General features: G+C 71.7%; 21 protein-coding genes and 2 tRNA genes. 14 read left to right on the forward strand and 9 right to left on the reverse strand.

The genetic code is table 11. The features are described 5' to 3' along the window. Positions 1 to 7: 7 nt before the first annotated feature. Positions 8 to 1,324, reverse strand: a complete 1,317-nt coding sequence (locus tag AB0877_RS08295) for a zinc-dependent metalloprotease (RefSeq protein WP_366607853.1) — start codon at positions 1,322 to 1,324, stop codon at positions 8 to 10. A 115-nt stretch (positions 1,325 to 1,439) separates the two neighbouring features. Between AB0877_RS08295 and AB0877_RS08300 the strand changes: the two genes are divergently transcribed. From AB0877_RS08300 to AB0877_RS08325, 6 genes are all read left to right on the forward strand, one after another. Next, positions 1,440 to 2,453 carry a PDZ domain-containing protein gene (locus AB0877_RS08300; protein WP_366607854.1) on the forward strand — a complete coding sequence of 338 codons (1,014 nt, stop codon included), beginning with the start codon at positions 1,440 to 1,442 and terminating at the stop codon, positions 2,451 to 2,453. Positions 2,454 to 2,549: 96 nt separating this feature from the next. Next, positions 2,550 to 5,534 carry a UPF0182 family protein gene (locus tag AB0877_RS08305; RefSeq protein ID WP_366607856.1) on the forward strand — a complete coding sequence of 995 codons (2,985 nt, stop codon included), beginning with the start codon at positions 2,550 to 2,552 and terminating at the stop codon, positions 5,532 to 5,534. A 190-nt stretch (positions 5,535 to 5,724) separates the two neighbouring features. Continuing rightward, positions 5,725 to 6,234, forward strand: coding sequence for a SigE family RNA polymerase sigma factor (locus tag AB0877_RS08310; RefSeq protein ID WP_355008177.1), 510 nt, complete (start codon positions 5,725 to 5,727; stop codon positions 6,232 to 6,234). Next, complete coding sequence (locus tag AB0877_RS08315) at positions 6,224 to 7,150, forward strand: hypothetical protein (RefSeq protein WP_366607858.1); 927 nt, start codon at positions 6,224 to 6,226, stop codon at positions 7,148 to 7,150. Before AB0877_RS08310 ends, AB0877_RS08315 begins: the two co-directional genes overlap by 11 nt. Before the next feature lie 87 nt (positions 7,151 to 7,237). Then, a tRNA-Met gene (locus AB0877_RS08320) sits at positions 7,238 to 7,311 on the forward strand. 136 nt (positions 7,312 to 7,447) lie between these two features. Next, positions 7,448 to 7,524: transfer RNA gene (locus tag AB0877_RS08325), tRNA-Met, on the forward strand. Between the two features lie 118 nt (positions 7,525 to 7,642). On the opposite strand, the gene AB0877_RS08330 is transcribed toward AB0877_RS08325, so the two are convergent. Next, positions 7,643 to 11,422 (reverse strand): S8 family serine peptidase, encoded by a 3,780-nt coding sequence (locus AB0877_RS08330; protein WP_366607860.1) that lies wholly within the window; start codon positions 11,420 to 11,422, stop codon positions 7,643 to 7,645. A 162-nt stretch (positions 11,423 to 11,584) separates the two neighbouring features. Between AB0877_RS08330 and AB0877_RS08335 the strand changes: the two genes are divergently transcribed. After that, positions 11,585 to 11,833: a hypothetical protein gene (locus tag AB0877_RS08335; RefSeq protein WP_354943095.1), complete on the forward strand. Its 249-nt coding sequence runs from the start codon at positions 11,585 to 11,587 to the stop codon at positions 11,831 to 11,833. Positions 11,834 to 11,856: 23 nt separating this feature from the next. Here the strand turns inward: AB0877_RS08335 and AB0877_RS08340 are convergent, their stop codons facing one another. Next, the gene (locus tag AB0877_RS08340; protein ID WP_366607862.1) at positions 11,857 to 13,212 is read right to left on the reverse strand and encodes an extracellular solute-binding protein; all 1,356 of its coding nucleotides are present in this window, start codon (positions 13,210 to 13,212) and stop codon (positions 11,857 to 11,859) included. A gap of 138 nt (positions 13,213 to 13,350) precedes the next feature. Here AB0877_RS08340 and AB0877_RS08345 point away from each other — a divergent pair, with 138 nt between their 5' ends. The 3 genes from AB0877_RS08345 to AB0877_RS08355 all read left to right on the forward strand — a co-directional run bounded on the left by AB0877_RS08345 (position 13,351) and on the right by AB0877_RS08355 (position 15,252). Continuing rightward, positions 13,351 to 14,184: a phosphoribosylaminoimidazolesuccinocarboxamide synthase gene (locus AB0877_RS08345; protein WP_366607864.1), complete on the forward strand. Its 834-nt coding sequence runs from the start codon at positions 13,351 to 13,353 to the stop codon at positions 14,182 to 14,184. A 94-nt stretch (positions 14,185 to 14,278) separates the two neighbouring features. Beyond that, complete coding sequence (locus AB0877_RS08350; RefSeq protein ID WP_366607866.1) at positions 14,279 to 15,061, forward strand: helix-turn-helix transcriptional regulator; 783 nt, start codon at positions 14,279 to 14,281, stop codon at positions 15,059 to 15,061. 26 nt (positions 15,062 to 15,087) lie between these two features. Next, entirely contained in the window at positions 15,088 to 15,252 is a 165-nt protein-coding gene (locus tag AB0877_RS08355; RefSeq protein WP_366607868.1) for a DUF397 domain-containing protein, read from the forward strand. A gap of 2 nt (positions 15,253 to 15,254) precedes the next feature. On the opposite strand, the gene glpK is transcribed toward AB0877_RS08355, so the two are convergent. Beyond that, positions 15,255 to 16,739 (reverse strand): glycerol kinase GlpK, encoded by a 1,485-nt coding sequence (gene glpK, locus AB0877_RS08360; RefSeq protein ID WP_366607870.1) that lies wholly within the window; start codon positions 16,737 to 16,739, stop codon positions 15,255 to 15,257. Positions 16,740 to 16,840: 101 nt separating this feature from the next. Between glpK and AB0877_RS08365 the strand changes: the two genes are divergently transcribed. After that, positions 16,841 to 17,779: a ribose-phosphate pyrophosphokinase gene (locus AB0877_RS08365; protein WP_366607872.1), complete on the forward strand. Its 939-nt coding sequence runs from the start codon at positions 16,841 to 16,843 to the stop codon at positions 17,777 to 17,779. Between the two features lie 446 nt (positions 17,780 to 18,225). Here the strand turns inward: AB0877_RS08365 and AB0877_RS08370 are convergent, their stop codons facing one another. Further along, complete coding sequence (locus AB0877_RS08370) at positions 18,226 to 18,681, reverse strand: ATP-binding protein (RefSeq protein WP_366608128.1); 456 nt, start codon at positions 18,679 to 18,681, stop codon at positions 18,226 to 18,228. A gap of 118 nt (positions 18,682 to 18,799) precedes the next feature. Between AB0877_RS08370 and AB0877_RS08375 the strand changes: the two genes are divergently transcribed. Continuing rightward, complete coding sequence (locus AB0877_RS08375) at positions 18,800 to 19,945, forward strand: DUF5931 domain-containing protein (protein ID WP_366607874.1); 1,146 nt, start codon at positions 18,800 to 18,802, stop codon at positions 19,943 to 19,945. A gap of 23 nt (positions 19,946 to 19,968) precedes the next feature. Then, a complete protein-coding gene (locus AB0877_RS08380) occupies positions 19,969 to 20,622 on the forward strand; it encodes a response regulator transcription factor (RefSeq protein WP_366608129.1) in 654 nt (217 codons plus the stop codon). A 7-nt stretch (positions 20,623 to 20,629) separates the two neighbouring features. On the opposite strand, the gene AB0877_RS08385 is transcribed toward AB0877_RS08380, so the two are convergent. From AB0877_RS08385 to AB0877_RS08395, 3 genes are all read right to left on the reverse strand, one after another. Beyond that, positions 20,630 to 21,202, reverse strand: coding sequence for a DUF5709 domain-containing protein (locus AB0877_RS08385; protein WP_366607876.1), 573 nt, complete (start codon positions 21,200 to 21,202; stop codon positions 20,630 to 20,632). A gap of 88 nt (positions 21,203 to 21,290) precedes the next feature. Continuing rightward, positions 21,291 to 22,082 carry an ATP-binding protein gene (locus tag AB0877_RS08390; protein WP_366607878.1) on the reverse strand — a complete coding sequence of 264 codons (792 nt, stop codon included), beginning with the start codon at positions 22,080 to 22,082 and terminating at the stop codon, positions 21,291 to 21,293. Then, complete coding sequence (locus AB0877_RS08395; RefSeq protein WP_366607880.1) at positions 22,082 to 23,080, reverse strand: SDR family oxidoreductase; 999 nt, start codon at positions 23,078 to 23,080, stop codon at positions 22,082 to 22,084. The genes AB0877_RS08390 and AB0877_RS08395 overlap by 1 nt, the downstream gene beginning before the upstream one ends. Before the next feature lie 224 nt (positions 23,081 to 23,304). On the opposite strand from AB0877_RS08395, the gene AB0877_RS08400 reads away from it, so the two are divergent. Continuing rightward, positions 23,305 to 24,504 (forward strand): glycosyltransferase, encoded by a 1,200-nt coding sequence (locus tag AB0877_RS08400; protein WP_366607882.1) that lies wholly within the window; start codon positions 23,305 to 23,307, stop codon positions 24,502 to 24,504. Positions 24,505 to 24,549: 45 nt separating this feature from the next. Here AB0877_RS08400 and AB0877_RS08405 read toward each other — a convergent pair whose 3' ends face one another. Continuing rightward, complete coding sequence (locus AB0877_RS08405) at positions 24,550 to 25,437, reverse strand: hypothetical protein (protein WP_357202996.1); 888 nt, start codon at positions 25,435 to 25,437, stop codon at positions 24,550 to 24,552. Positions 25,438 to 25,455 lie beyond the last annotated feature (18 nt).

The following is a 25,455-nucleotide window of genomic DNA, read 5'->3' on the forward strand; positions in this document are numbered from 1 at the left end:
GCGGGGGTCAGGACCTGGCGTCGCCCTCGCCGTCGGTCTCGTCGGACGGGCCGGGCCGACCCGACTGATCCGACTGGCCGGGGGCCTTCTCCTCCACTCCGCCGGGGGCGGTGAAGTCGAAGCTGTCCAGCTCGCTGAGATCCATGTCGTTCATCGCGAAGGCGACCGGATCGGCGAAGTCGTCGTCCGACGGCAGCAGGTCCGGGTGGCCCCAGATTGCGTCGCGGCCCTCGATGCCACGGTGCTCGGTGAGTGCGGCCCAGAGCGCCGCGGCCTCCCGCAGTCGGCGGGGCCGCAGCTCCAGACCGACCAGCGCGGCGAAGGTCTGCTCGGCGGGACCGCCGGCGGCCCGGCGACGGCGGAACGCCTCGCCCAGCCGGACGACGTTCGGCAGCCGGTCGCTGGCGGCGCTGTCGACGACGTGGCACACCCACCCCTCGACCAGGGCGAGTGCGGTCTCCAGGCGGGCCAGCGAGGCCTTCTGCGCCGCAGTGTCCTCCGGAGTGAAGATGCCCTCCAGGGCGATCGCCTGCATCGACTCGGGGTCGGTCGGGTCGACCCGGCCCATCGCCTCCTCGATCGCCTCCCGGTTGACCCGGATGCCCGAGGCGTACATCTCGACAGCGCTGAGCACATGCCCACGCAGCCACGGGACGTGCTGGAACAGCCGCTGGTGGGCGGCCTCGCGCAGCGCCACGTAGAGGCGGACCTCGTCCTCGGGCAGCTCCAGGCCCTCGCCGTACGCCCGGATGTTGGCCGGGATCAGCGCGGCCGTGCCGGCCGGACCGAGCGGCAGCCCGATGTCGCCGGCGGAGAGCACCTCCGCGGCGAGCGAACCGAGGGCCTGGCCCAGCTGACCGCCGAAGAGCGCGCCACCGAGGGAGGCCACCATCGACTGCATCGGGCCGAGCTGGGCGCGCGCCTCCGGTGGCACCAGGTCGCCCATCGCGCCGACCATCCGGCTGGCGACGGGGTCGCACAGCTTGCGCCACACGTCCAGCGTCTTGAAGATCCACTCGTTGCGGTTCCACGCAACGGGGTTCTGGATGCCGGTGGGCCACGCCGAGGCGGGCTCCAGCCACAGGTCGGCGAGGCGCAGCGCCTCCTCGACCGCGTTGCGCTCGTACATCGACACCGCCGGGTCACCGGCGGCCGCGAGCTGACTGGCTGCTACCTGCCGGGCCAGGTCCCAGTTGACCGGCCCGCTGCCCGGCGCGGAGAGCAGGTGCTGCAACTGCGACATGAACTGCTGCATCTGCGCGGGATCGTTGGGGTCTGGTGGTTGCCCACCCGGGAGCGCGAAACCGAACGGAATATCAGGCACGACATCTACGGTACGCGGACCGCGCCCCAGGTAGCCGCCGCTGGCGTTGCGCTGAGGGCGAAGTCGCGCGGCGCATCCGGCGGGCGGGCCGCAACCGGTCGGTACGCTCTGCGGCATGAGACGTCGCGGCCTGACGGTCCTGCTCGGTGCCCTGTTCACCGCCCTGCTGAGCATCGGGGTGCTCCGGGTGCCGATTCCGTACGTGGTGCTGGGCCCGGGGCCGACGGTCAACACCCTCGGTACCGAAGACGGCAAGGAGGTCATCCAGGTCACCGGTCGGGAGACCTCGACCTCGGCCGGCCAGTTGCGGCTCACCACGGTGGGGGTGCAACCCTCGGTGCGGTTGCGGGGGGCGATCGCCGGCTGGTTCTCCGACGACGAGGCGGTGGTGCCGCGTGAGCTGGTCTACCCGCCGGGGGAGTCGACAGAGCAGGTCGAGCAGCGCAACGCCGAGGACTTCAAGGCGTCGCAGACCAGCGCGGAGACCGCAGCGCTGCGGGAGCTGGGCTTTCCGGTGCAGGTGGTGATCAAGACGGTGGCCGGGGACGGCCCGGCGGCCGGTGCGCTGAAGGTCGGGGATCTGATCACCTCGGTCGACGGCCAGCCGGTGCCGGTGGCGGCGAAGGTCACCGAGCTGGTCCGGGCCAAGCCGGCGGGCACGGCGTTGACCATCGGTTACACCCGGGACGGCACGCCGGCCACCGCGACGGTGACCAGTCAGGAGCAGGACGGCCGACCGCGGATCGGTGTGGAGATCGATCAGCAGCAGCCGCACCCGTTCACGCTCGGCATCGACCTGGGGGACATCGGTGGGCCGAGCGCCGGTCTGATGTTCGCCCTGGGGATCGTGGACAAGTTGACCCCGGCCGATCTCACCGGCGGTCAGATCATCGCCGGCACCGGCACCATCGACGACGAGGGCGCCGTCGGGCCGATCGGTGGGATCGCCCAGAAGCTGGTCGGCGCCAAGCGCGCCGGCGCGAAGGTCTTTCTGGTGCCGGCCGACAACTGCGCGGAGGCGGTCCGCAATCCGCAGCCCGATCTGCCGCTGTTGCGGGTGGGCTCGTTGGACGAGGCGATGACCGCTCTGGAGGCGTTGCGCGCGGGTGGTCAGCCGACGCGTTGCTGACCGGTGTGACCGTGCCCCGACACGCTCAGGAACACCCCGTACTCTGGGTGCCTGGTCGGAGCCGATCATATCGAGCGTGCGGAGCCAACAGTGGTCATGCGTAGCAGCAGCCCCCTCCCGAGGATGAGCCGGCGCGGGCGCGTCACCATCGCGGTCCTGGTCGGGGTGTTCGTGCTCTTTACCCTGCTCGGCTGGGGTGTCCAGGCGTGGACCGACTGGTTGTGGTTCGACGAGGTCCGCTACACCGAGGTCTTCACCGGCGTCCTGCTCACCCGGTTGGTGCTCTTCCTCGCCATCGGCCTCGGCATGGCGGTGATCGTCGGTGGCAACCTGTGGCTGGCCTACCGGTTGCGCCCGCGACTGCGTCCGCACTCGGTGGAGCAGGCGACGCTGGAGCGCTACCGGATGCTGCTCAGCCCGCGTCTCGGCACCTGGATCGCGCTGACCGCCGCGGTGGTCGGGCTCTTCGCCGGTCTGTCCGCGCAGAACCGGTGGAACCAGTGGCTGCTGTTCCGCAACGGCGGTGACTTCGGCGTCAAGGACCCGGAGTTCGGTGTCGACATCGGCTTCTACGTCTTCCAGCTGCCGTTCTGGCGTTACCTGCTCGGGGTCGCCTTCACCGCCGTGGTGCTGGCCGTGATCGGCGCGCTGGCGGTGCACTACCTCTTCGGCGGGGTGCGCCTGCAGGGCGTCGGGGACCGGATGAGCAACGCGGCCCGCGCGCACCTGAGCACCCTGGTCGCGGTCTTCGTGCTGTTGAAGGCGATCGCGTACGTGTTGGACCGGCGGGCCATGCTGCTGGAGTACAACGAGGGCGCCAAGTTGTACGGCGCCGGCTACGCCGACGTCAACGCGTTGCTGCCGGCGAAGGAGATCCTCGCCTACATCTCGATCGTGGTGGCCATCGCGATCCTCGTGTTCTCCAACGCCTGGATGCGGAACCTGGTCTGGCCGGGGATCTCGCTGGCGCTGCTCGGCGTGTCCGCGGTGGCCATCGGCGGCATCTACCCCTGGGCGGTGCAGACCTTCGAGGTCAAGCCGAGCGCCAAGGACAAGGAAGCGCCGTACATCCAGCGCAGCATCGACGCGACGCGCGCGGCGTTCGGGTTGGGCGCCACCGAGACGACCCCGTACGCGGCGAACAACCTCACCCCACCGGGAAACCTTGCCACCGACACCTCGGTGGTGTCGAACGTGCGGCTGCTCGACCCGCAGTTGGTCAGCGAGACGTACACCCAGCTCCAGCAGGTGCGTGGCTTCTACGACTTCGGCCCGAAGCTGGACATCGACAGGTACGGGGTGAACGGCAAGGTCTCCGACTACGTGGTCGGCGTCCGGGAGATCAACTACGGCGAGCTGACCGACCAGCAGAACACCTGGATCAACCGGCACACCGTCTACACCCACGGGTACGGGCTGGTGGCCGCCCCGGCCAACCAGGTGGTCTGCGGCGGGCAGCCGTTCTTCGTCTCCGGCTTCCTCGGCGAGAAGACCCAGGAGGCGTGCTCCTCGCAGACCGAGCAGATTCCGGCCAAGCAGCCGCGCATCTACTACGGCGAGCGGATGGCGGCCGACGACTACGCCATCGTCGGGCAGTCCGACCCGAACAAGAAGGCCGAGTTCGACCGGCCGGTCGGTGAGGGCGGCGGCGAGTCCTACACCTACACCGGTGAGGGCGGCGTGGAGATCGGCTCCTTCACCCGGCGACTGCTGTACGCCATCAAGGAGCAGGAGTCGAACTTCCTGCTCTCCGAGGCGGTGAACAAGGACTCCAAGCTGCTCTACGTGCGCAACCCGCGCGACCGGGTGGAGAAGGTCGCGCCGTTCCTCACTTTGGACGGCGACCCGTACCCGGCGGTGGTCGACGGTCGGGTGCAGTGGATCGTGGACGGCTACACCACGGCGGCCTCCTACCCGTACGCGGAGCGGGTCAACCTGCAGACCGAGACCACCGACGAGTTGACCAACCGGGGCACCTTCCAGCTGGCCCGCGAAGACGTCAACTACATGCGCAACTCGGTCAAGGCCACCGTCGACGCGTACGACGGCACCGTGAAGCTCTACGAGTACGACGACACCGACCCGGTGCTCAAGGCGTGGAACAAGGCGTTCGGCGGCGACCTGGTGGTGCCGAAGGCGGAGATCCCGGTCGAGCTGAACGAGCACCTGCGCTACCCGGCGGACATGTTCAAGGTGCAGCGCAACCTGCTCACCAAGTTCCACGTGACGAACCCGGGTGACTTCTACTCCGCCCAGGACTTCTGGCAGGTGCCCAACGTGCCGGACGCCCCGGACAGCGGTCAGAAGCAGCCCCCGTACTACCTCTTCACCCAGTTCCCCGGGCAGGAGAGCCCCCGGTTCCAGCTCACCTCGGCGGTCACCCCCAACGGCCGGCAGAACCTCGCCGCGCTGATCTCCGGGTCGTACGTCGACGGGCAGCCCCGGCTGGAGGTGCTGGAGTTGCCGGATCAGACCCGGATCTCCGGCCCGGTGCAGGTGCACCAGCAGATGACCAACAACGCGAACATCCGTCAGCAGCTCAACCTGCTCTCCAGCAACCAGGCGCAGGTGCAGTACGGCAACCTGCTCTCGTTGCCCTTCGCCGACGGGATGCTCTACGTCGAGCCGGTCTACGTGAAGAGCAACCAGCAGGACGCGTACCCGCTGTTGCAGAAGGTGCTGCTCTCGTACGGTGACGGCGGCTCCTTCGTGGCGCTCGCCGACAACATCAACGACGGCATCAAGCAACTGGTCGAGCAGGGTAAGAAGGCCGGGCAGGGCACGTCGCCGCCGCCGACGACCGGGGGCAACCCGACGACCCCGACGCCGACGCCGACGCCTTCGGGGACGGCGGCGCCAACGCCGACCCCGAGCGCCGGCACCCCACCGCCGACCGGTGACCTGGCTGCCGCCGCGGACCGGGTGCAGACCGCGATCACCGAGGTCCGGGCCGCGCAGGCGTCGGGCGACTTCGAGCGGTACGGGCGTGCGCTGAAGGCCCTCGACGAGGCGCTCACCGCGTTCCAGCAGGCGCAGCAGGCCGCTGGTGCGCCGGGTGCCAGCCCGAGTGCTGGAGGCTGACCCGCACCGCACGCAGTTCCTCCCCGAGCCCCCGTCACTCGGACCGCATCAGGTCCGAGCGGCGGGGGCTCGGCCGTTGGCCTGATCTGTGCGGATCTGTCACGTCACCGACAGCGCTGCCCTGGGCCGCAACCTGCGACGCCGGTCCGCCGTCCTCACTGCAACGGGGTGGGGACGAGGGGGAACAGTCGTGCGGGACGCGCAGAGCTTCGACGACTTCTACCGCAGCACCGCCCGGCGGACGCTGCGGTACGGCTACGCGGTCGCCGGCGACCACGGTGAGGCGCAGGACCTGGTGCAGGAGGCGTACACCCGGGCCTGGCGGCAGTGGGGGCGACTGTCGTCGCATCCGGCGCCGGAGGCCTGGCTGCGGCTCGTGGTGGCCCGGCTGGCGACCGACCGCTGGCGGCGCCTGCACCGGTGGCGGGTGGTGCTGAGTCGCACCGGACCGCCGGCGGTCGCACCCCCGCCCAGTGAGGACGGGGTGCTCCTGGTCGGAGCGCTTCGGCAGTTGCCCGCCACGCACCGGCAGGCGCTGGCCCTGCACTACCTCTTCGACATGTCCGTCGAGGAGATCGCTCGGGAGACCGACGTGCCGGTCGGCACCGTGAAGTCCTGGCTGTCCCGGGGCCGGTCCCGGCTGGCCGCGCTGCTGCCCGACCTCAGCGTCGTGGAGTTGGAGGCGAACGATGTCAGTTGAACTCTCCGACCTGTACCGGTCGCTCGGCACCGTCGCGGACGGGCACGAGCTGACCCGTCCCGAGTCGCTTCGGCGGTTCGCCGACCGGCGGGCCCGAGCCCGGATGGCCGGTTCGACGCTCGCGGTGGCGCTGCTCGTGGGCGGGGTTGCCGTCGGTGGCCGACTGGCGTACCCGGCGGACGGCTCCGCACCGCCGCCCGCCGGCACCGTTGGCCCGCCGCCGACCGGGGCGACGGCTACCTCCCGGCCGTCACCCACGCCGACTCCCTCGACACCGCCGCCGCCGTCGCGGGCCACCCCGAGCGGTACGCCGTCGCAGCCGACCACCACCGGACCGGCGGCACCTCGGCCGCCCACCTCGATCCCGGACCGCGCCTTCTTCGTGCTGGCCGCTCCGAATCGGACCGGACTGGAATCCTCGCTGGAGGGTCCGGCACTGCCGACGCTGTGCGGTGCGCGCCTGCCCAGCGACTCGGCGATGATCCAACGCCGTGGTCGCTACCTGGCCTTCAAGTTGCCGGAGACGCCGACGGGGCACGTGCCGGACGGCAGTTACCGGCACACCATCACCATCTACCGGGCGGGTCGTGCCGACGACGCGTTGCGGGAGCTGCGGCAGGCGGTGCGCGGCTGCCCCGACCAGAAGCTGCCCGACGACAGCAGGACGTGGCGACAGCGGCTGCTGACCTCGGGGGCGTACGGGGACGGGTCGGTGCTGTTCGAGCTGCGGGCTCCGATGCCGGACGGCATGGGTGAGCCGGGTGCGGAGGAGGTTCGGCTGGTCCGGGCGGTCCGGGTCGGCGACGTGGTGACGGTGCTCTGGGAGCAGGGTTGGGAGCACACGGCGGCCGTTCGGTCCCAGGTCGATGCTGACAGTCGACGGGCGGTCGTGGCGATCGAGAACTGGCTCGACTGAGAACGCCCAGGTCAGAGCTGGCCGGGTCGGCGGTATCGGAGTCGCTTTGCGGTGTCCCGGGTCGGTGCGCTACGGTTAGCGAACCGACGCGGGGTGGAGCAGCTCGGTAGCTCGCTGGGCTCATAACCCAGAGGTCGCAGGTTCAAATCCTGTCCCCGCTACGAGAGAAACACCAGTTCGAAGCCCGTCTCCGGTTCACCGGAGGCGGGTTTTCGACATTGCGGGGTGCCGTGCCACAGCGGATGGCGACCCCACTGATCATCACCCGGAACGGGTGAGTTAGTCTTATCCAGTCGACGCGGGGTGGAGCAGCTCGGTAGCTCGCTGGGCTCATAACCCAGAGGTCGCAGGTTCAAATCCTGTCCCCGCTACCACTGAAAGTGATACACGTCCGGCCCCCACAGTGTGGGGGCCGGACGTTTTTGGTGCCGAGGTCAGAGGCGAGGGTCCCGCAGGGGCCGGCACCTTGTCGGTGCCGACCCCCGGCGGGCGCTACCGCAGGCCGAAGGCCCGGGTGACGCTCTGGGTGACGCCACCACCGTTGCGCTGCTTGGCGGTGACCCGGATCGACACGAAGTCGGCCCGGTGCGGCGCGTTCAACGACGCCTGCCAGGTGCCCTTCTTCGCCCGCAGGTCCTGTCGCTGCCAGGTCACTCCGTCGTCGTAGGAGATCTCCAGCTCGACTGCCGACACGGCGTCCCGAGCCGCGGTGCTGCCCACCACCACAGGCGTGATCGAGAAGTCGGTCCGGCGCTTCGTCCGACCCGCGAAGTCCACGTCCGTTCCATAGTCCAGTTGGACCAACGGAACGGCCTTCACCTCGGTGCCGCCGCCGGAGACGAAGCTCCACTCGGTGTGCGTGGCGGTCGAGTACGGGCTGAACTCGGGCTTGCCCTTGGTCTCGACGACCAGTCGGTACGGCAGCTCCTCCGGTGACAGCTCACCCGCGCCGACCTCCGGCCAGCCGTCGAACCGGGTCAGCAGCCTGTCGCCCTGATAGAACGTGACGATCTGCGACATGCTGGCCCCGCCGCTGTGGGCGGCGCCCGCGTCGCCGAACCCCTGGATGTAGGCGCTCATACCGGTCTCACCACGGAACGGGATCTCGGTGCTGAGTAGCCGCGGCCGGGTGATGGGCCCGAACCAGCGGTCCTTCTGGACGCTGCCCGCCCGGTACGCGATGGCCTCGGTGTTGGACCGCGCCCAGTCGGCGACGTCGGCGTACTGCATCCACCTGATGCCGGGACCCGTGGAGACCCAGTCGGTGCGCGGCCCTGGCGCGACCGGCTCGAACGGGAACGACCGTGCCGCCGCGTACTCGTACGGCGGGAAGTCCATCCGGGTCTCGCTGGCCTGCTTTCCCGGTGGCGGGGAGAAGGTGAGATCGATCCGGGCGAGCTTGCGCGGGTCGGTCCTGGCGGACGGGTCCTTCGGCACCCCGCCGGTGTGGTAGTCCACCAGGTCGTACAGGTACGTCGCCCGGGGGTGGGCGACCACGACCAGCCGGACCGGGTTGCGGCCGGCGGTGATCTTCTGGATCAACGCCTCGCCCTCGTCCATGGTCACCGAGGCCACCGGGATCGGCCCGGTCGTCACGGCGTCGGAGTTGCCGTACCACTCGCTCCGGCGACCCGCGCGGTCGTTGACCACGACGAGCATCGCCGCGCCGGCGGCGTGCGCCGCTGCCGCCCGGTCCGTGGGGGTCACCGAGTCGTTGCCGCGGACCACCACGGCCTTACCGCGGGCGGAGACGCCGGCGTAGTCGGCGGTGCCGCCGACGCCCGCGAAGACGGCGTCCAGGCGCGAGGTGCCGTCGGGCAGCGGCGGGGAACCGGGCTGCGCGAGCGGGCCGCTGAGGTGCCGGCCCTGGTAGCTGATCGCCAGTGGCGTCTGCGCGGCGCGGATCCGGGTGGTGAAGACGAAGCTGCCCCTGCGCACCTTGTCCCCGGTCGGCAGGGCCCACAGGCTGTCGTAGGCGGCACCCGGCCAGAACGTCTCGCGCAGGGCGCTCCAGTCGGCGGGTGTCGGCTCGCTTGAGGTGAAGGAGCGATAGACGTCGATTCTGCTGTTGACGACGGCGGTCGGCTGAGGTGTCGCCACCTTCACCTGGCGGGCCCGCGCGGCGTCGAGTTCCACGACCCGGTTGGCCGTCAGGTCGACCTCGGGAGCGGTCAGCATCGCGAGGCCGAGAGAGCGGGGCCCGTGCAGACCCTCCACGTCCGCCGCCGTGACGACGGTGTACGAGCCGGGTGTCAGACGGGCGGTGAGCCTTCCGTCCGGCACCCACATGAAGGCCGAGCCGGTCTCGGCGTTGACGACCTCGACCTCGCCGCTCATGGGCCGGCCGGCGCGGTCCTTCAGGTGGATGGTGAGGTCGTACTTCTTGGACTCGACGGCGACCCCGACGGCCGTGTGCACCTCGCCGGCGGCGAAGCGGGCGGTGACCTGGGCGGAGTACCTGCCGGGGGAGAGGCCGGCGGGGGCCACCACGACGTCGACCGTCGCGCTGGCCCGAGCGGGCACCGTGACGCGGTCGGCGGTCGTCGTGAACGTCCGCGTGGGGGCGGCGCCGTGGTCGACGGAGAGCTCCAGCGCGATCGGGCCGTCCGTGGTGTTGGTGTAGGTGATCGTCCGCGTGATCGGCTCTGGTGCGCCGCCCCAACCGACGAGTCCGGCGTCCACCGACCCGGACGCGACGACCTGGTCCTGGTGGTAGGCGGCGGCGACGTTCAACCGACCGCTACCGGCCTGGTAGGCGTCGTAGTCGGGCGTACGGACGCTGGTGCTCATCAGCGCGTCCTTGAGCTGCCGCGCACTCCAGGTCGGGTGCTTCTGTACCAGCAGGGCGGCCGCCCCGGCGACGTGCGGCGCTGCCATCGAGGTGCCACTGTCGGTGTAGTAGTAGCCCTCACCCCAGGAGATGTGCTGCGAGCGCGCCGCCAGCACGTCCACCCCGGGAGCGGTCATGTCAGGCTTGAGGGCCTCGTCGTTCATCCGGGGCCCGACGCTGGAGAAGCCCGCCAGGTGGTCGGAGGTGTCCACCGCGCCGATGGTCAGCGCGGCGTCCGCGGTACCCGGCGCACCGAGGGTGTACGGGTCTGGTCCGCTGTTGCCGGCGGCCACGACGAAGAGCGCGCCCGTCTCGGCGGTCAGTTGGTTGACGGCCTGGCTCAGCGGGTCGTCCTGGGTGTGCCAGGCGCTCACGCCGAGGCTCATGTTGATCACTTTGGCGTGCTCGGCCCGTGCCGCCCACTCCATGCCCGCGATGATCCCCGAGATCGACCCGCTGCCGTACTCGTCGAGGACCTTGCCGATCACCAGGTCGGCGTCGGGGGCCACGCCCCGTTCCCTGCCGCCGGAGGCGGCGCCCGTTCCGGCGACGGTGGACGCGGTGTGGGTGCCGTGCCCGTTCCGGTCGATCACGTCCTGGCCCGCGATGAAGCTTCGGGAGGCCACCACCTGGTCGGCGAGATCCGGGTGGGTGGTGTCCACCCCGCTGTCCAGGACGGCGACCCGGACACCGCTGCCGGTGCCACCCGCGGCCCACGCCGCGGGAGCGCCGACCTGGGCGGTGGTGTCGGCCAGGGTGGCCTTCGCCTTGCCGTCGAGCCACACCTTGTCGACGCCGGCCGCGAAGGAGGGCGCGCCGGTGGCAGCGCTGCGACCGGTCGGCGACTGTCCACTGGTGAGGGCCGACCAGAAGTCCGCCGCCTGCGACCGGCGGGTGCGGATCGCCTCACCTCGGACGGAGGGCAGCTCCAGCGTGGTCCGCGGGCCCGGCAGCGTGGTGCCGGTCCTGAGCTTCGCCGCGCCCGTCGTGCGGGTGACGATCAGGGGAAGGTCGCTGGTCCGCGCGTCGTCGTAGCCCTGGGCGATGAGCTGGGTGACGTCGAACAGTTGCTTGTCGAGTCGACCGGTGGCGAGGTACGGCAACGCCTCGTCCGGGTACACGTAGGTGTCCCGGCCCTCGGTGGAGACGCGTACGGAGCCGGTGGCGCCCGGGGCGCGCTTGACGTCCACCGATGCGGTTGCGCCGTGGACGCCCGGCGTCACCGTCACCTGGTCGCCGGTGATCAGCGTGACCGTGACGGGGGTGCGGTCCGCGTCGCCGCTCTGAGCCGGTCTCGTCGCCGTCGTCGGCGGCGGCGGGGGTGGTGGGGCGCCGTGCGCCGCCGTGGGGGTGAGGAGAGCGGCGACGACTGTGACGCCGACCGCTGCCGCCGCAGATCTTCGGGTGCGAGAGATCCGCGCACTGCCTAAAGAGGTGAGCATGAGGCGAATCCGATCACCTCGAGAGATTCATGTAAAGATCATCATCTTTGCCGGGACGTTGCGAGCGCGTTGCGCGCCGGCCGGGAGCTTCCGAACCATCCGGTCCCGTGATTCGGCGTGGACCGACGTGCCGAGGTTGCGCCCTTCGGCGAGGATGGGCACATGTCTTCATTCGGTAAGTGGTGGGGCCGCCTGAGCGCGGTCTTCGGTGCGGTCGTACTGGCGGTCTTCGTGCCGGTCGCAGCCTGGGCGTCCACGGGCACCGGCGAGATCGTGGTGGAGGCCGCCAGGCGGCGAGGCCGCAGCGGCTTCGGGGTGCTCCCGCTGCTCTGCTGCCTGGTCGTGGTCGCGATCGTCGTGTTCCTGGTGTTGCGTCTGATGCGCAACCGCCGGGGTGGCCCGCCGCGCTGACGAGGCCCGGAGACGCCGGAGGGTCACCAGCGGCCGGTTCCGGACTGGCCGCCGGTGCTCACCGCCGCCAGGGCCGCGATGGCCTGGGACAGGAAACGCGCGGTGGCCTCGCGGGTGCCGTCACGCTTGACGCGGATCCGCTCGGCGGCGGCGACCAGCAGGGTGCGCACCTTGGCGTGCCCCTGGGGCGGCGGCGCCGGCGCCGGCCCGAGCAGGTCCGCGATGCTGGCACCGAACTCGGCGGCACGTCGCTGGGCCGGGTCGGTGATGCTGCCCTCGGCGTAGCGGCGGACCTGGGCACTGGCGTTCAGCCCACGTTCGTGGCCGAGAACGGCACCGACCTCGCCATTGGTGGTCAGAAAGTTGATCACGTCGGCGACCGTGTCCGGGTGGCGGGTGCCCCGGAACCCCGCCCAGTACATCGACGCCCGCGCCCACTGAGCCCCCGGTGGGCCGGGGAAACCGACGATGCCCAACTCGGACTCGGTGAGTCGTTGCAGCTCCGGTAGCTGGTGCGACCAGGCGAAGGACGCCGCCGTCACCCCACTGACCACCAGTTGCCGGGCCGGCTCGCCGCTGTCGGCCTGCTCGACCAGGGCCGCGCTCGGCGTGGCCCGGTCCCGCCGGGCCCGCTGCCACAACTCGAACCACGCGATCAGCTCGTCCGCGCCGAAGCCGAGTTGGTTGCCCCGGTAGAACTCGCCGCCCTGCGACCGCAACCAGAGCCAGAGCGCCCGGTAGTCGCCCGAGCCGTCCATGGTGCCGGCCACCCGGCGGTCGCTGGCCTCGGTGACCTGCGTGGCCCAGGAGATGTAGTCGGGCCAGGTCATGCCGGCGCGGGGCTCCGGCATCTCCAACTCCCGCAGCAGGTCCCGGTTGAACACCACCGCAGCGTGGGTCTGCCCGGCGGCCACCGCCATCGTCCGCCCCTCCACCGTGCCGTAGCGGATCAGACCCTCCGGCAGGCCCCGAAGATCCAGGCGGTGGTCGGTGAGGTCGAGAATGACCTGACGGTGGGTGTACTCGGTCAGCATGGCGTCGTCGATCTGGATCAGGTCCGGCACGTTCCCGCCGCCCGCCTGGGTGGCCAGCCGGTCGTAGTAACCGTCCGCGCCCTGCCAGGTGACCCGGAAGGTGACCCGGGGGTTGCGGTCCGAGTAGAGCCGCAGTGCCTTCTCGGTGAGCTCGGCCCGCTTGGTGCCACCCCACCAGAAGACCGACAGCTCGACGGGCCCGTCCTGGGTCGAGGTGGCCGCGTCGTCGCTGCACCCCGCCAGCCCGCCGGAGGCGAGCAGAGGTACGCCGAGCAGCGCGCCGAGCAGTCGGCGTCGGCCCGGATCGGCGCCGAGGCGGTCGAGCGAGGGGCGAACAACGGGCACGGGGCTCTCCTGGACCTACGGGGGTGGCGGTCGGACCATTCACGCAGGCAGCACACGAAGGTGTCAACGTCCGTCCGGTCACCCTCGGCCGGGTGGTCGAATCAGGCCCCCGCGATCTCGCATGGTGTACTAGGGCGCGTGGAACTTCTGCACTCGGGCAAGGTCCGGGACGTCTACGCCGACGGCGACGACCTGATCCTGGTGGCCTCGGATCGCATCTCGATCTACGACGTGGCGCTGCCGACGCCGATCCCGGACAAGGGCCGTCTGCTCACCGCGCTCTCGCTCTGGTGGTTCGAGCAGCTCGCCGACCTGGTGCCGAACCACGTCATCTCGGCCACCGGCGTGCCCGCCGAGTTCGCCGGGCGGGCCATCCGCTGCCAGCGGCTGGACATGCTCCCGGTCGAATGCGTCGCCCGTGGTTACCTGACCGGCGGCGGCCTGCGGGAGTACGAGAAGACCGGCGCGGTCTCCGGCGTGGAGCTGCCGCGAGGGCTCGGCGAGGCGTCGATCCTGCCCGAACCGATCTTCACGCCGTCGAGCAAGGCCCCGGCCGGCGAGCACGACGAGCCCATCACGTACGACGATGTGGTGGACAAGGTGGGTCAGGCCACCGCCGAGCGGCTCCGGCAGATCACCATCGACATCTACCGGCGCGGTGCCGAGCTGGCCGCCGACCGGGGCATCCTGGTCGCCGACACCAAGATCGAGCTGGGTTGGGCGCCGGACGGCACCCTGGTCCTCGCCGACGAACTGCTCACTTCCGACTCGTCGCGGTTCTGGCCGGCCGAGTCGTACCAGCCGGGTCGGGTGCAGTTCTCCTACGACAAGCAGTACGTGCGGGACTGGGCCACCGGCAGCGGCTGGAACAAGCAGGCCCCCGCCCCGGACATGCCGGCCGAGGTGGTCGAGGCGACCCGGGCCCGCTACATCGACGTCTACGAGAAGCTCACCGGCAACCGCTGGGACTGACCGGGACACCGCGCTTTTCCCGCTCCTGCTGGACCTGACCGTCGTCACCGTCGAGGATGGATCCATCACTCTTGGTGGAGTCTGGGGCGGTCGGATGAACGGCGACATGTGGATCAGGGCGCTCAAGGCCGCCCGGGCCGGTGCGGGCGTCTCGCAGGAGGCCCTCGCGGAGCTGATCAGGTGGAGTCCGTCCACCATCGCGGCGATCGAGACCGGGCGACGCAGGCCCACCCCGCAGTTCGCCGAGGCGGCGGACACCGCGCTGGACACCGGCGGGCTGCTGGCCGAGTTGCTGGCGGTGGCGGCCCGGCAGGAGTCGCCGGCCTGGTTCGCGCCGTGGCGGGCGATCGAGGCCGAGGCGGTCGCCCTCCGCACCGTTCAACCGTCGCTCGTGCCCGGTCTGCTCCAGACCGAGCCGTACGCGCACGCGGTGCTCAGCGCCCAGGGCACCCACACCCCGGAGCAGGTCGACCAGCTGGTCACTGGCCGGCTCGCCCGCCAGGAGCTGCTGGCCGGCCCGGCCCCGAAGCGGTTCACCGCGGTCATCGACGAGACCGCGCTGCGTCGTGTGGTCGGCGATCGCGACGTCCAGCTCGCCCAGTTGGACCGGCTGGTCGACTTGGCCACGCTGCCCCACGTCCGGCTCTACGTGATCCCCGCCGGCGCGGGCGCGCACCCCGGGCTCGCCGGCGGCTTCGTGCTGGCCAACCTGCCCGACGGCGACGAGGTGGCCTACATCGACGGGGTCGTCGGCCAGATCGTCGACCGGCCCGACACCGTGGATACCATCAGGACGATGTGGGACACCCTGCTGGGCGAGGCCCTGCCGGCGAGCGTGTCCGTCGAGCTGATCGGAAAGCTGGTGAACGAGCTGTGAACTCCGCCCCCACCCCTCGGTGGCGCGTGTCGACCCGAAGTGGCAACGGCGGCGACACCTGCGTCGAGGTGGCCGACAACCTGCCGGACCAGGTGCTGGTCCGGGACTCCACCGACCGCGCCGGCACCGTCCTCACCTTCGCGCCGTCGGCCTGGCGCGCGTTCGTGGCACAGGTCCGCACCGGCCGCTGAGGTCACTCCACCCAGTCGAGGGTGCGCTGCACCGCCTTACGCCACTGGCGCAGCTCCTGCTCGCGTAGCTCCGGGGCCATGGCCGGCTCCCACTGCGCGTCCGAGCGCCACTGCGCCCGCAGGGTGGCCAGGTCCGGCCAGAAGCCGACCGCCAGACCGGCCGCGTACGCGGCACCCAGGCAGGTGGTCTCGGTGATCCGGGAACGGACCACCGGCACGTCGAGCACATCGGCGAGGAACTGCATGAGCAGACCGTTCGCGGTCATCCCACCGTCCACCCGGAGACGACGCAGCGCCACGTCCGAGTCGGCGTTCATCGCGTCGACCACCTCGCGGGTCTGCCATGCCGACGCTTCCAGCGCCGCACGCGCCAGGTGCCCCTTGGTGATGTAACCGGTCAGTCCGGCGATCACCCCCCGGGCGTCCGGACGCCAGTGCGGGGCGAACAGTCCCGAGAATGCCGGCACCACGTAACACCCGCCGTTGTCGTCCACGGTGCGGGCCAACTCCTCCACCTCGGCGGCCGTGGAGATCAGCCCGAGGTTGTCCCGCAGCCACTGCACCAGCGAACCGGTGACCGCGATGGCACCTTCGAGGGCGTACGCCGGTGGTTGGTCCTTGATCCGGTAGGCGACGGTGGTGAGCAGACCGTGCGTCGACGGGACCGGGCTGGCACCGGTGTTGAGCAGCAGGAAGCTGCCGGTGCCGTAGGTGCACTTCGCCTCACCCGGCTGGAAGCAGGTCTGCCCGAACAGGGCGGCCTGCTGGTCGCCCAGCGCGCTGGCCACCGGCACCCCGGCGAGCACCCCGCCCGCCGTGCCGTACACCTCGGCGGAGCAGCGGATCTCCGGCAGCATCGCCGCCGGAACACCCATCGCGTCCAGCAGCTCCGGGGCCCAGTCGAGGGTCGTGAGGTCCATCAGCATGGTCCGGCTGGCGTTCGTCACGTCGGTGACGTGCTCGCCGGTCAGCTTCCAGATCAACCAGCTGTCCATGGTGCCGAAGAGCACCTCGCCGCGGTCGGCGCGTTCACGCAGGCCGTCGACCTCGTCGAGCAGCCAGCGCAGCTTCGGCCCGGCGAAGTAGGTGGCCAGCGGCAGGCCCGTGCGGGCCCGGAACCGCTCCTCGCCGTACGCCGACGCAAGCTCGCGCAGCAGCGGCCCGGTCCGGGTGTCCTGCCAGACGATGGCGTTGGCCACCGGGCGACCGGTGGCCCGGTCCCACACGACGGTGGTCTCCCGCTGGTTGGTGATGCCGACAGCGGCCAGCCCGGACGCGTCGGTGCCGGCGGTCCGCAGCGCCTCGGCGACCACCTGCTCGACGTTGTCCCAGATCTCCTCGGCGTCGTGCTCCACCCACCCCGGTCGGGGGAAGATCTGCCGGTGCTCGCGCTGGGCCACGGCGATGACGTCCCCGGCCCGGTCGAAGACGATGCACCGCGAGGAGGTGGTGCCCTGGTCGATGGCGGCGACGTACTGGGGGGTCACCGCAGCACCGTACCCGGACGGCGGCGGGGTGCGACAGGCGTCACGGCGGGTTCCGGCCTGCTGCCATCGTCGGCCGTGGGCTTCCCCTACGATGTGCGAACGTGCGCGACATCGCCGTTTTCAGTGGAACCGCCCATCCCGACCTGGCTGCCGAGATCTGCGCCCACCTGGGGGTGCCGTTGCACCCGGTACGGGTCTCCCGGTTCGCGAATGACTGTCTGGAAGTCCAGTTGCAGGCCAACTGCCGGGAGCGGGACGTCTTCCTGATCCAGCCGCTGGTGCCGCCGGTGCAGGAGCACCTGGTCGAGCTGCTACTGATGATCGACGCCGCCCGGGGTGCCTCCGCCGGTCGGATCACCGTGGTGCTGCCGCACTACGCGTACGCCCGGTCGGACAAGAAGGACGCCCCACGGATCTCGATCGGCGCGCGGCTCGTCGCCGACCTGCTCACCTCGGCCGGGGCGGACCGGGTGCTCGCGATGACCCTGCACTCGCCGCAGGTGCACGGCTTCTTCAGCGTCCCGGTGGATCACCTGCACGCGCTTCGGGAACTCGCCACCCACTTCCGGCGCTACGACCTGAGCAACACCGTGGTGGTCTCGCCCGACCTGGGCAACGCCAAGGAGGCCGCGGCCTTCGCCCGGCTGCTCGGCACTCCGGTCGCGGCCGGGGCGAAGCAGCGGTTCAGCGACGACCTGGTCAAGATCAGCGCGGTGATCGGCGACGTGACCGACCGGGATGTCATCGTGCTGGACGACGAGATCGCCAAGGGCAGCACGGTGGTCGAGCTGATGGAGCATCTGCGCGGCCTGAAGGTCCGGTCGATCCGGCTCGCCTGCACGCACGGCCTCTTTTCGGACGACGCGTTGCAGCGGCTCAGCGACCAGGACGGCGTCCTGGAGATCGTCTGTACCAACACGGTGCCCATCCCGGCCGCCAAGCGGGTTCCCAAGCTGCAGGTCCTGTCGGTGGCCCCCGCCCTGGCCGAGGCGACGCGCCGGATCCACAACGGCGAATCCGTCTCCGCACTCTTCGCCTGACCCCGCCCCGCACCCCGGCGCGTGCTGCGCCCCGTGCCGCACCTGTCTGCGTCGATCTTGCAGTTTCGGTTGTCGAAAAACGTGGAATGCCGCTTATGTTGGGACAGTAAGTGCAAGATCGCGGGCAGGTGCGGTGGATCATGGAGTTGTGGTGCCGGGCTTGGCATAATTCGGGGATTTTGTCCCCCACCACAACTCCATGATCGACGGGCTGGGCTGGGGCTGGGCTGGGCTGGGCTGGGCTGGGCCGAGGCGGACCGGGCCGAGGCGGGCTGGGCTGGGCTGGGCTGGGCCGGGCCGAGGCGGGCTGGGCCGGGCTGGGCCGAGCTGAGGCGGGCCGAATCGGGGCGGGATGGGATCAGGCCGACCCGAGGCGGGCCGGGTCGAGGCGGGTCGGGCCTGGCCGGGTCTGAGACGGGCGGGCGAGGCCGGCCGGGGTGGGGTGGTTAGTGCGGGGTGGGGCTTTGGTTGGTCAGGCCGGTGGTTATGCGGACGGTGGTGCCGGCGGTGCCGGTGACCACTTCCATCGCGTCGGTCAGCTCGCGGGCCAGCCAGAGGCCCCAGCCGCCGGCCGTGTCCGGGGCGGGCCGGCTGCGGTCGCCCAGCCGCTGCGGGCTGATCCCGTGCCCGTGATCGGCGACTTCGCAGACCAGCACGCCCGACTCGTGCCAGAGTCGCAGCCAGCCGCGCCCACCGCCGTGCCGCACCGCGTTGGTGATCAATTCGTTGATCGCGAGCACGAAGTCGTCCAGCCGTTGGCCGCTCAGGCCGGAGGCGCGCGCGCAGGAGGTGACCGAGTGTCGAATCTCGGTCACCTGGGCCTGGTCAAAGGCTTCGGCGATCAGGAGGGCAGGTTCGATGGGCACAACCGTACGCGGTGCGTGCGGATCTGCGTTTGTCATGGGCCCGTCCCGGCGGCGCATCTCGGATAATTCGCGGCTTTTCCACCGTACGTCAGGGTTTCCTGAACCGCACTCGCTGCTGGCCGTGCGCCGGACCGGTTGTGGCATCCTGACCGCCATGCCGTCGCCGCCGGGTGGGTTCGAGGTGCCGCTGTGGCGTGCGCTCGCCGTGTTCAGGCTGGCCTCCCTGGCGTACGTCTGCGCGCTTGCGGTGCGCGACGCCGACCGGTACGCCCACCCGTACGCCGTCGGTGCTCTGATTCTTCTGATGGTCGCCTGGACCGGCGCGACAGCGGTCGGGTACGCCCGGCCGGCGTGGCGGCGCTGGCCGCTGCTGCTGGCCGACCTCGGGGTGGTGATGGCCATCGTGCTGGCCACCCCGTGGGTGGTCGGCCGGACGGCGCTCGCCCACGGCGTACCCACCCTGGGGGTGGCCTGGATGGCCGGCCCGGTGCTGGCCTGGGCCGTCTCCGGTGGCCGGCGGCGGGGCACTGTCGCCGCGCTGCTGGTCGCCGGCGCGGACCTGGCCACCCGGGAGCGGATCGGTCAGTCCTCGTTCACCGGGGTGATCCTGATGCTGCTGGCCGGGGTGGTGGTCGGGCACGTGGCCCGGCTCGCGGTGCGGGCCGAGGAGCGGTTGCAGCGGGCGGTGGAGTTGGAGGCCGCCACCCGGGAGCGGGAGCGGCTGGCCCGCGACATTCACGACTCGGTGCTCCAGGTGCTGGCGCTGGTGCAGCGGCGCGGCGCCGACCTGCCCGGCGAGGCCGGTGAGCTGGCCCGGCTGGCCGGCGAGCAGGAGGTTGCCCTGCGGGCGCTGATCGCCGGCGCCGGTCCGGCCACCGAGAGCCTCCCGGACGGCGGCGGGAGCCTGCTGGACGGCGGCGAGGCGGTGGACCTGCGGACCCTGCTCGGCCGGTACGCCTCGGCGGCGGTGGCGCTCTCCGCTCCGGCCACCCCGGTGCCGCTGCCCCGACGGGTGGCCGCGGAGTTGGCCGCGGCGACCGGGGCGGCGTTGGACAACGTGGGGCGGCACGCCGGCGGGCGGGCCTGGGTGCTGATCGAGGACGAGGGGGCGACGGTGACCGTGTCGATCCGCGACGAGGGGCCGGGTATTCCGGACGGCCGGCTGGACGAGGCGGCCGCCCAGGGTCGGCTCGGCGTGACCCAGTCGATCCGGGGACGGGTGACCGACGTGGGCGGCACCGTGCGGATCGTGTCCGCCCCGGAGGCGGGCACCGAGATCGAGCTGAGCGTGCCGAGGTGACAGCGGCGAACCCGGTCCGGGTGATGGTGGTGGACGACCATCCGATGTGGCGGGAGGGCGTGGCCCGCGACCTGACCGAGGCCGGTTTCCTGGTGGTGGCGACCAGCGGCGAGGGGCGACAGGCCATCCGGGTGGCCGCCGCCGCCCGGCCCGACGTCGTCGTCCTCGACCTGCAACTGCCCGACATCTCCGGCGTCGAGGTGATCCTGGGGTTGCGCGCGGCGCTGCCCGCGGTACGGGTGCTGATGCTCAGCGCCAGCGGCGAGCAGCAGAGCGTGCTGGACGCGGTCAAGGCCGGGGCCACCGGTTACCTGGTGAAGTCGACTGCGCCCGCCGAGTTCCTGGAGGCGGTGCACCGCACCGCCGTCGGCGACGCGGTCTTCACTCCCGGACTGGCCGGGCTGGTGCTCGGCGAGTACCGCCGGCTGGCCGCCGGACCGGGGCGGGGGACCGGCCCGGCCGGCGCTGCCGAACCCGCGACGCCCCAGCTCACCGAGCGGGAGACGGAGGTGCTGCGGCTGGTGGCGAAGGGGATGTCGTACAAGCAGATCGCCCAGCGCCTCGGCCTGTCGCACCGCACGGTGCAGAACCACGTGCAGAACACCCTGGGGAAGCTGCAACTGCACAACCGGGTCGAGCTGACCCGGTACGCCATCGAACGCGGTCTGGACGACTGAGCGGACGTCAGACCGAGCGCGGCGGCTCCGTCTCGTGGATGGCCAGCTCCTCGGCGGTGGCTCCGCCGCCGGCCGATCCGGCGTCGTACGCCACCGAGTCGGTCTCCTGGTCGGTGTGCGCCCCCTCGTCGGGTTCCACCAGCCGACCCACTGTGGCGTCGGCAACGGTGCCGAGCTGACCGTGGTCGTAGAGGGAGACCGGTGAGTTCGGGTCCGAGGTGGGCCCGGGATCCATCACGTCGGCGTCGAGCTGAGCCTCCGCCGCGGCTTCCAGGTTGTCCGCCTCGAAGGCGATCTTCGGGTCGATGGTGCCGGCCAGCGGATCGTCTGCCGGGCGCTCGTAGACCTCGCGGTCGAGCTTGTAGTCCAACGACTCACCGTCGAGCTGCTCCTCGGCGGTCGTGCCGAACCGGTCCACCGCCACCGGCGTCCGGTCGCCGGGCAGTTGGGCCGGGTCCGGGCCGTCCGCCTCGCGCCCGGTGAGGACGTCGTCGTTGGCGGTCGAGTCGTCATCGGCGGTGTCGGGCAGCCCTTGCGCCTCGGTGTCGGACACGGGGGTCGGGAACTCGTTGTCGCGCATGTCTGATCACTACCCGCTGCCCTGCCGCCGTAACCGGGCGGCAGTCGACGGTACGGCGCCGAATCGGGCGCCGACGGCGAAAGCCCCGTCAGGCGGCCTCGTCGTCGGGGTGCAGCACACACCAGACGACCTTGCCGTCCGGTACGGCAGTGCTGCCCCAGCGGCGGGTCACCGTGTCGATCAGCAGCAGTCCCCGGCCGCCGGCCCGGTCCGGTGGTGACAACCCGGCGAACGTCGGCTGACGCGGGGAGTAATCGCGCACCGCCAGGTGCAGGGTGGTCTCCCGGGGGGCCAGTCGCACCGTCATCGGGGTCCGGGCGTGCGCCACCACGTTGTTGACCATCTCGGTGATCGCGATGCACGCCGGGTCGGCGAGCGTCGGCATACCCCAGCGCTCGCAACCGGCGGTGACCAGCTCGCGAGCCTGCCGGGCGGCGCCCACCGCCGGAGCCAGCTCGGCGGTGAGGACCGCCGCCAGCGGCGTCGCCGCCACAGCGGCCAGCGCCCCGTCGAGCGTCGGCCAGGCCGGCACCCCGGCGAGCGCGGCGTCCGGCTGGGCGGGCCGGTCGACCGCCGGGTCACACAGCAGCAGGTCAGCGGCGGGCCAGTCGGCGACCTCCCGGCGTACGTCGGCGAAGACGCCGCGCCCGGCCGGGTCGACGACCCGCAGACCGGTCACGTCGGCCACCACCGGGCCGGGCCGGTCCGCCAGGCGGGCGAGCAGCGCGTCGCGTACCGCCTCGGTGCCGGCGGAATCGAGCACACCGGTCAGCCGGACCACCGCTGACGACTCGACGATTTCCACCAGAAAGCGCGACATGATCGCCTGATTGTGCGCGTTGGTGACGGCCAGCGCATTCGGGCGCTCGACATCGGCCATCAGCGGCCCGACCGGGAGCGGCGGTTGATGGCCGCCAGGGTGCCGACAGCCGTGCCGGCGGCGGCCAGGCCGAACGCGGCGGTCATCCGCGCCAACTGTCGCCGCCGACCGTGCCAGCCACCGTCCTCGCGCGCCTGAGCATCGGGTTGGAACACGTTGCCGCTGCTGTCCGGTCGGGCCCCCGGGCCGAACTGGGTGCGGTGGGCGTACCAGCCGAGGGTGCGCTCGACCAGCGCGGGCGCCAGCCGCCACTGCAGGCCGATCAGCCGGGCCGCGCCGCCGGCGTACGCCTCGCGGCGAGGCCGGCGCAGCAGCCGGACGATGGTCTCGGCCACCACCTCCGGCGGGTAGATCGGAGGAGGTGGCACCAGCTCCCGGCCGCTGTGGTTGCCGGTGTGCCGGAAGAACGGGGTGTCGATCGTGGCCGGCAGCACGGTGCAGACGGAGATGTGACCGCGGCCGGTGACCCGCAGCTCCTGTCGGACGGTGTCGGCCAGCCCCCGGATGCCGTGCTTGGTGGCGTTGTACGCCGACTGGTACGGCATTGCCACCTCGGCCAGCACGGAGGCGTTGTTGACCAGCACGCCGCCACCCGCCGCACCCAGGTAGGGCAGGGCCGCCTTGATGCCGTGCACCGTTCCGAGCAGGTTGACCTCCAGCACCCGGCGGAACTCGGCGACCGGGATCTCGTCGAACAGCCCCACCGCGCTGACCGCGGCGTTGTTCACCCAGGCGTCGATCCGGCCGAACTCGGCCGCCGCCTGGTCGGCCAGCCGCCGCACCGACTCCAACTCGGTGACGTCGGTCGGTACGACCAGCGCCCGACCGCCCAACGCCTGGCAGCGCTGCGCGACCTGCAGCAGGGCCGGCTCGCTGCGGGCGGCCAGCACGACGGCGGCACCACGGCGGGCCAGCGCGTACGCGGTCGCCGTGCCGATCCCGCTGGACGCACCGGTGATCACCACTGTCGAATCGTCGAGACTGCGGGTCAGCGGCATTTCTGAGCGGTACCCCCGGCCGGGCCTGGTCACACCGGCGACGGCTTGTCGATCATCGTCGAAGCGTGCTGTCGCGTGTCGCGTGTGCTTGTCGTGGCGCAAGTGTCGGTGGCACTCGCGGGGACTCTTCCTGATCTGCCAGGTTTCGGCTCAGCGTCGCGGGGTTAATGGGACGCTCTGACCGGGAGGACCACCGCCGAGGAAAGATCGCAGGGAGGTGACCCATGCGCGTCGGCCTCGTCTGCGCGCACGCCAGTTCCTACCGCCACGCCGACGGCCCGCCGGTAGGCACCCGACAGCACACCGCGAGGGTCGCCGCCGAGCTGGCCGAGCGAGGCCATGACGTTCGGCTCTACGTGCGCCGGGACGACCCGGCGCTGCCGGCGACGATGACCGTCGACGGTTACCAGGTGCACCAGGTGCCCGCCGGCCCGCCCACCCCACTGCCCACCGTCGAGCTGATCCCGTACGTGACGGAGGTCGGCCGGTGGCTGGCCGACGAGTGGTCGGGTTCCTGGCGGCCCGAGGTGGTGCACGGGCACTACTGGGTCGGTGGCCTGGCCGCCGCGCACGCCGTCCGGGAGACCGACATCCCGGTGGTGCAGACGTTCCACTCGCTCGGCATCGAGCAGCTGCGTCATCTGGGTGGTCACTACGACGGGCCGGGCCAGCGGATCACGCTGGAGCGCGCGCTGACCCGGGCCGTCGACATCGCCGTGGCTCAGTCCAACGACGAGGTCGACGAGCTGACCCGGATGGGTCTGCAACGCAGCTCGGTCGCGTTGGTGCCGGCCGGCGTCGACATCGACCTGTTCCATCCCGACGGCGAGGCGGCACCGCGCGAACAGCGGTCCCGGATCCTCTCGGTGGGCTCGCTGGCCGCCGGGCACGGCCAGGAGGACCTGATCCGGGCGATGCGGCTGATCGGTGACGCCGAGCTGGTGATCGCCGGCGGGCCGCCGGCCGACCAGTTGGTCAACCACGCCGAGGCGCGACGGCTGCGCGAGTTGGCCGAACAGCTCGGCGTCGTCGACCAGGTACGGCTCATCGGGGCGGTGCCGCACGACCAGATGGCCACCTGGTACCGGTCGGCGGACGTGGTCGCCTGCACGCCGCACTACTCCTCGGCCGGACGGGTCTCGCTGGAGGCGATGGCCTGCGGTGTGCCGGTGATCGGCTACGCGATGGGCGGCCTGGCGGACGCCGTCGTCGACGAGGTCACCGGCCGCCTGGTGCCCCCCGGTGACGTGCGGGCGCTCGGAGTGTCGCTGCGCCGGCTGCTGGCCGACAACGCCGGTCGGTTCGCGTACGGGCACGCCGCGGTGGACCGGGTGCGCAGCAGCTACACCTGGGAACGGACCGCCGGCGCGCTGGAGCGCCTCTACGAACGGGTGGTGAGCCGCCGCAAGCCCGTCGAGGCGTGAGTCGGCGGTGCCGCGGCACCTCGACCGTGGTGCGGTGCCGGACGGTCAGCCCGGCTGGCCGGCACCGACCATGGCGGGGTCCCGACGGCGGGTCACCGACCGGTGCTGCTGCGGTTCGGCGTACCGGGTCAGGCCGATCACCGCGGCCAGGGTCACCAGGAAGCCGACCGCGGCCAGCCACTCCCGGCCCGGCCAGATCTTGTCGTTGAGCAGCAGCAGGCCGACGATCGCGGCCGGCACCGCGCCGGCGGCGTCCATCGCGGCGACCGCGGCGGTCGTCGAACCGCGCTGCATGGCCAGACCGAGCAGCAGTTGACCCACGATCGAGTGGGCGATCAGCAGGTAGAACAGCGGGTCGGCGAGGAACGCCTCGGCGGACGGCGCGGATGCCAGTGGCCGGGCGGCGACAGCGGCCGAGCTGAACGCCAGCCCGGCCAGTGAGCCGAGGGCCACCGAACCCGGCGCGCCGTGCAGCCGGACGGCGAAGAAGCCGAGCACCGCGATCACGCCCAGCGCCACCAGCAGGGCGATCGAGCCGGCGGTGCCGAGCTGCTTCGACGGCGCCGGTCGGGCGGACAGCACCAGCGCGGTGATCCCCGCGAAGAGCAGCGCCAGCAGCACCACCTCCGCTGCCGGCAGCCGCCACTTCAACACCAGCACCCCGAGGATGGCGGTCACCCCGAGCCCGGCGGCCACGCTGGCCTGCACGAGGAACAGCGGCAGGTCCCGCCGGGCCAGGAAGGCGAGCACGAAACCGGCGATCTGACAGCCGAGACCGACCAGGTACGTCCGGTGCCCGGCGAGGCGCAGCAGCAGGCCCGGATCGAAGGTGTGGTGGACGGTGGTGCGGGCCGCCGCCACCGACTGGAGCAGGTTGGCGAAGCCGTAGGCGACGATCATCGCCGCGAGGAAACACCAACCGGAGGAGACCACCTGGCGAGGATAGAGGTT

The sequence above is a fragment of the Micromonospora sp. NPDC047644 genome, assembly GCF_040704315.1.
Classification (GTDB): domain Bacteria; phylum Actinomycetota; class Actinomycetes; order Mycobacteriales; family Micromonosporaceae; genus Micromonospora.

Bases quoted from the DNA above. Each gene is read 5' to 3' on its own strand.
- AB0877_RS08300 (WP_366607854.1), top strand. From the start codon at position 1,440: ATGAGACGTCGCGGCCTGACGGTCCTGCTCGGTGCCCTGTTCACCGCC.
- AB0877_RS08305 (WP_366607856.1), top strand. From the start codon at position 2,550: ATGCGTAGCAGCAGCCCCCTCCCGAGGATGAGCCGGCGCGGGCGCGTC.
- AB0877_RS08315 (WP_366607858.1), top strand. From the start codon at position 6,224: ATGTCAGTTGAACTCTCCGACCTGTACCGGTCGCTCGGCACCGTCGCG.
- AB0877_RS08330 (WP_366607860.1), bottom strand. From the start codon at position 11,422: ATGCTCACCTCTTTAGGCAGTGCGCGGATCTCTCGCACCCGAAGATCT.
- AB0877_RS08335 (WP_354943095.1), top strand. From the start codon at position 11,585: ATGTCTTCATTCGGTAAGTGGTGGGGCCGCCTGAGCGCGGTCTTCGGT.
- AB0877_RS08350 (WP_366607866.1), top strand. From the start codon at position 14,279: ATGAACGGCGACATGTGGATCAGGGCGCTCAAGGCCGCCCGGGCCGGT.
- AB0877_RS08370 (WP_366608128.1), bottom strand. From the start codon at position 18,681: ATGACAAACGCAGATCCGCACGCACCGCGTACGGTTGTGCCCATCGAA.
- AB0877_RS08375 (WP_366607874.1), top strand. From the start codon at position 18,800: ATGCCGTCGCCGCCGGGTGGGTTCGAGGTGCCGCTGTGGCGTGCGCTC.
- AB0877_RS08380 (WP_366608129.1), top strand. From the start codon at position 19,969: ATGGTGGTGGACGACCATCCGATGTGGCGGGAGGGCGTGGCCCGCGAC.
- AB0877_RS08385 (WP_366607876.1), bottom strand. From the start codon at position 21,202: ATGCGCGACAACGAGTTCCCGACCCCCGTGTCCGACACCGAGGCGCAA.
- AB0877_RS08390 (WP_366607878.1), bottom strand. From the start codon at position 22,082: ATGGCCGATGTCGAGCGCCCGAATGCGCTGGCCGTCACCAACGCGCAC.
- AB0877_RS08395 (WP_366607880.1), bottom strand. From the start codon at position 23,080: ATGCCGCTGACCCGCAGTCTCGACGATTCGACAGTGGTGATCACCGGT.
- AB0877_RS08400 (WP_366607882.1), top strand. From the start codon at position 23,305: ATGCGCGTCGGCCTCGTCTGCGCGCACGCCAGTTCCTACCGCCACGCC.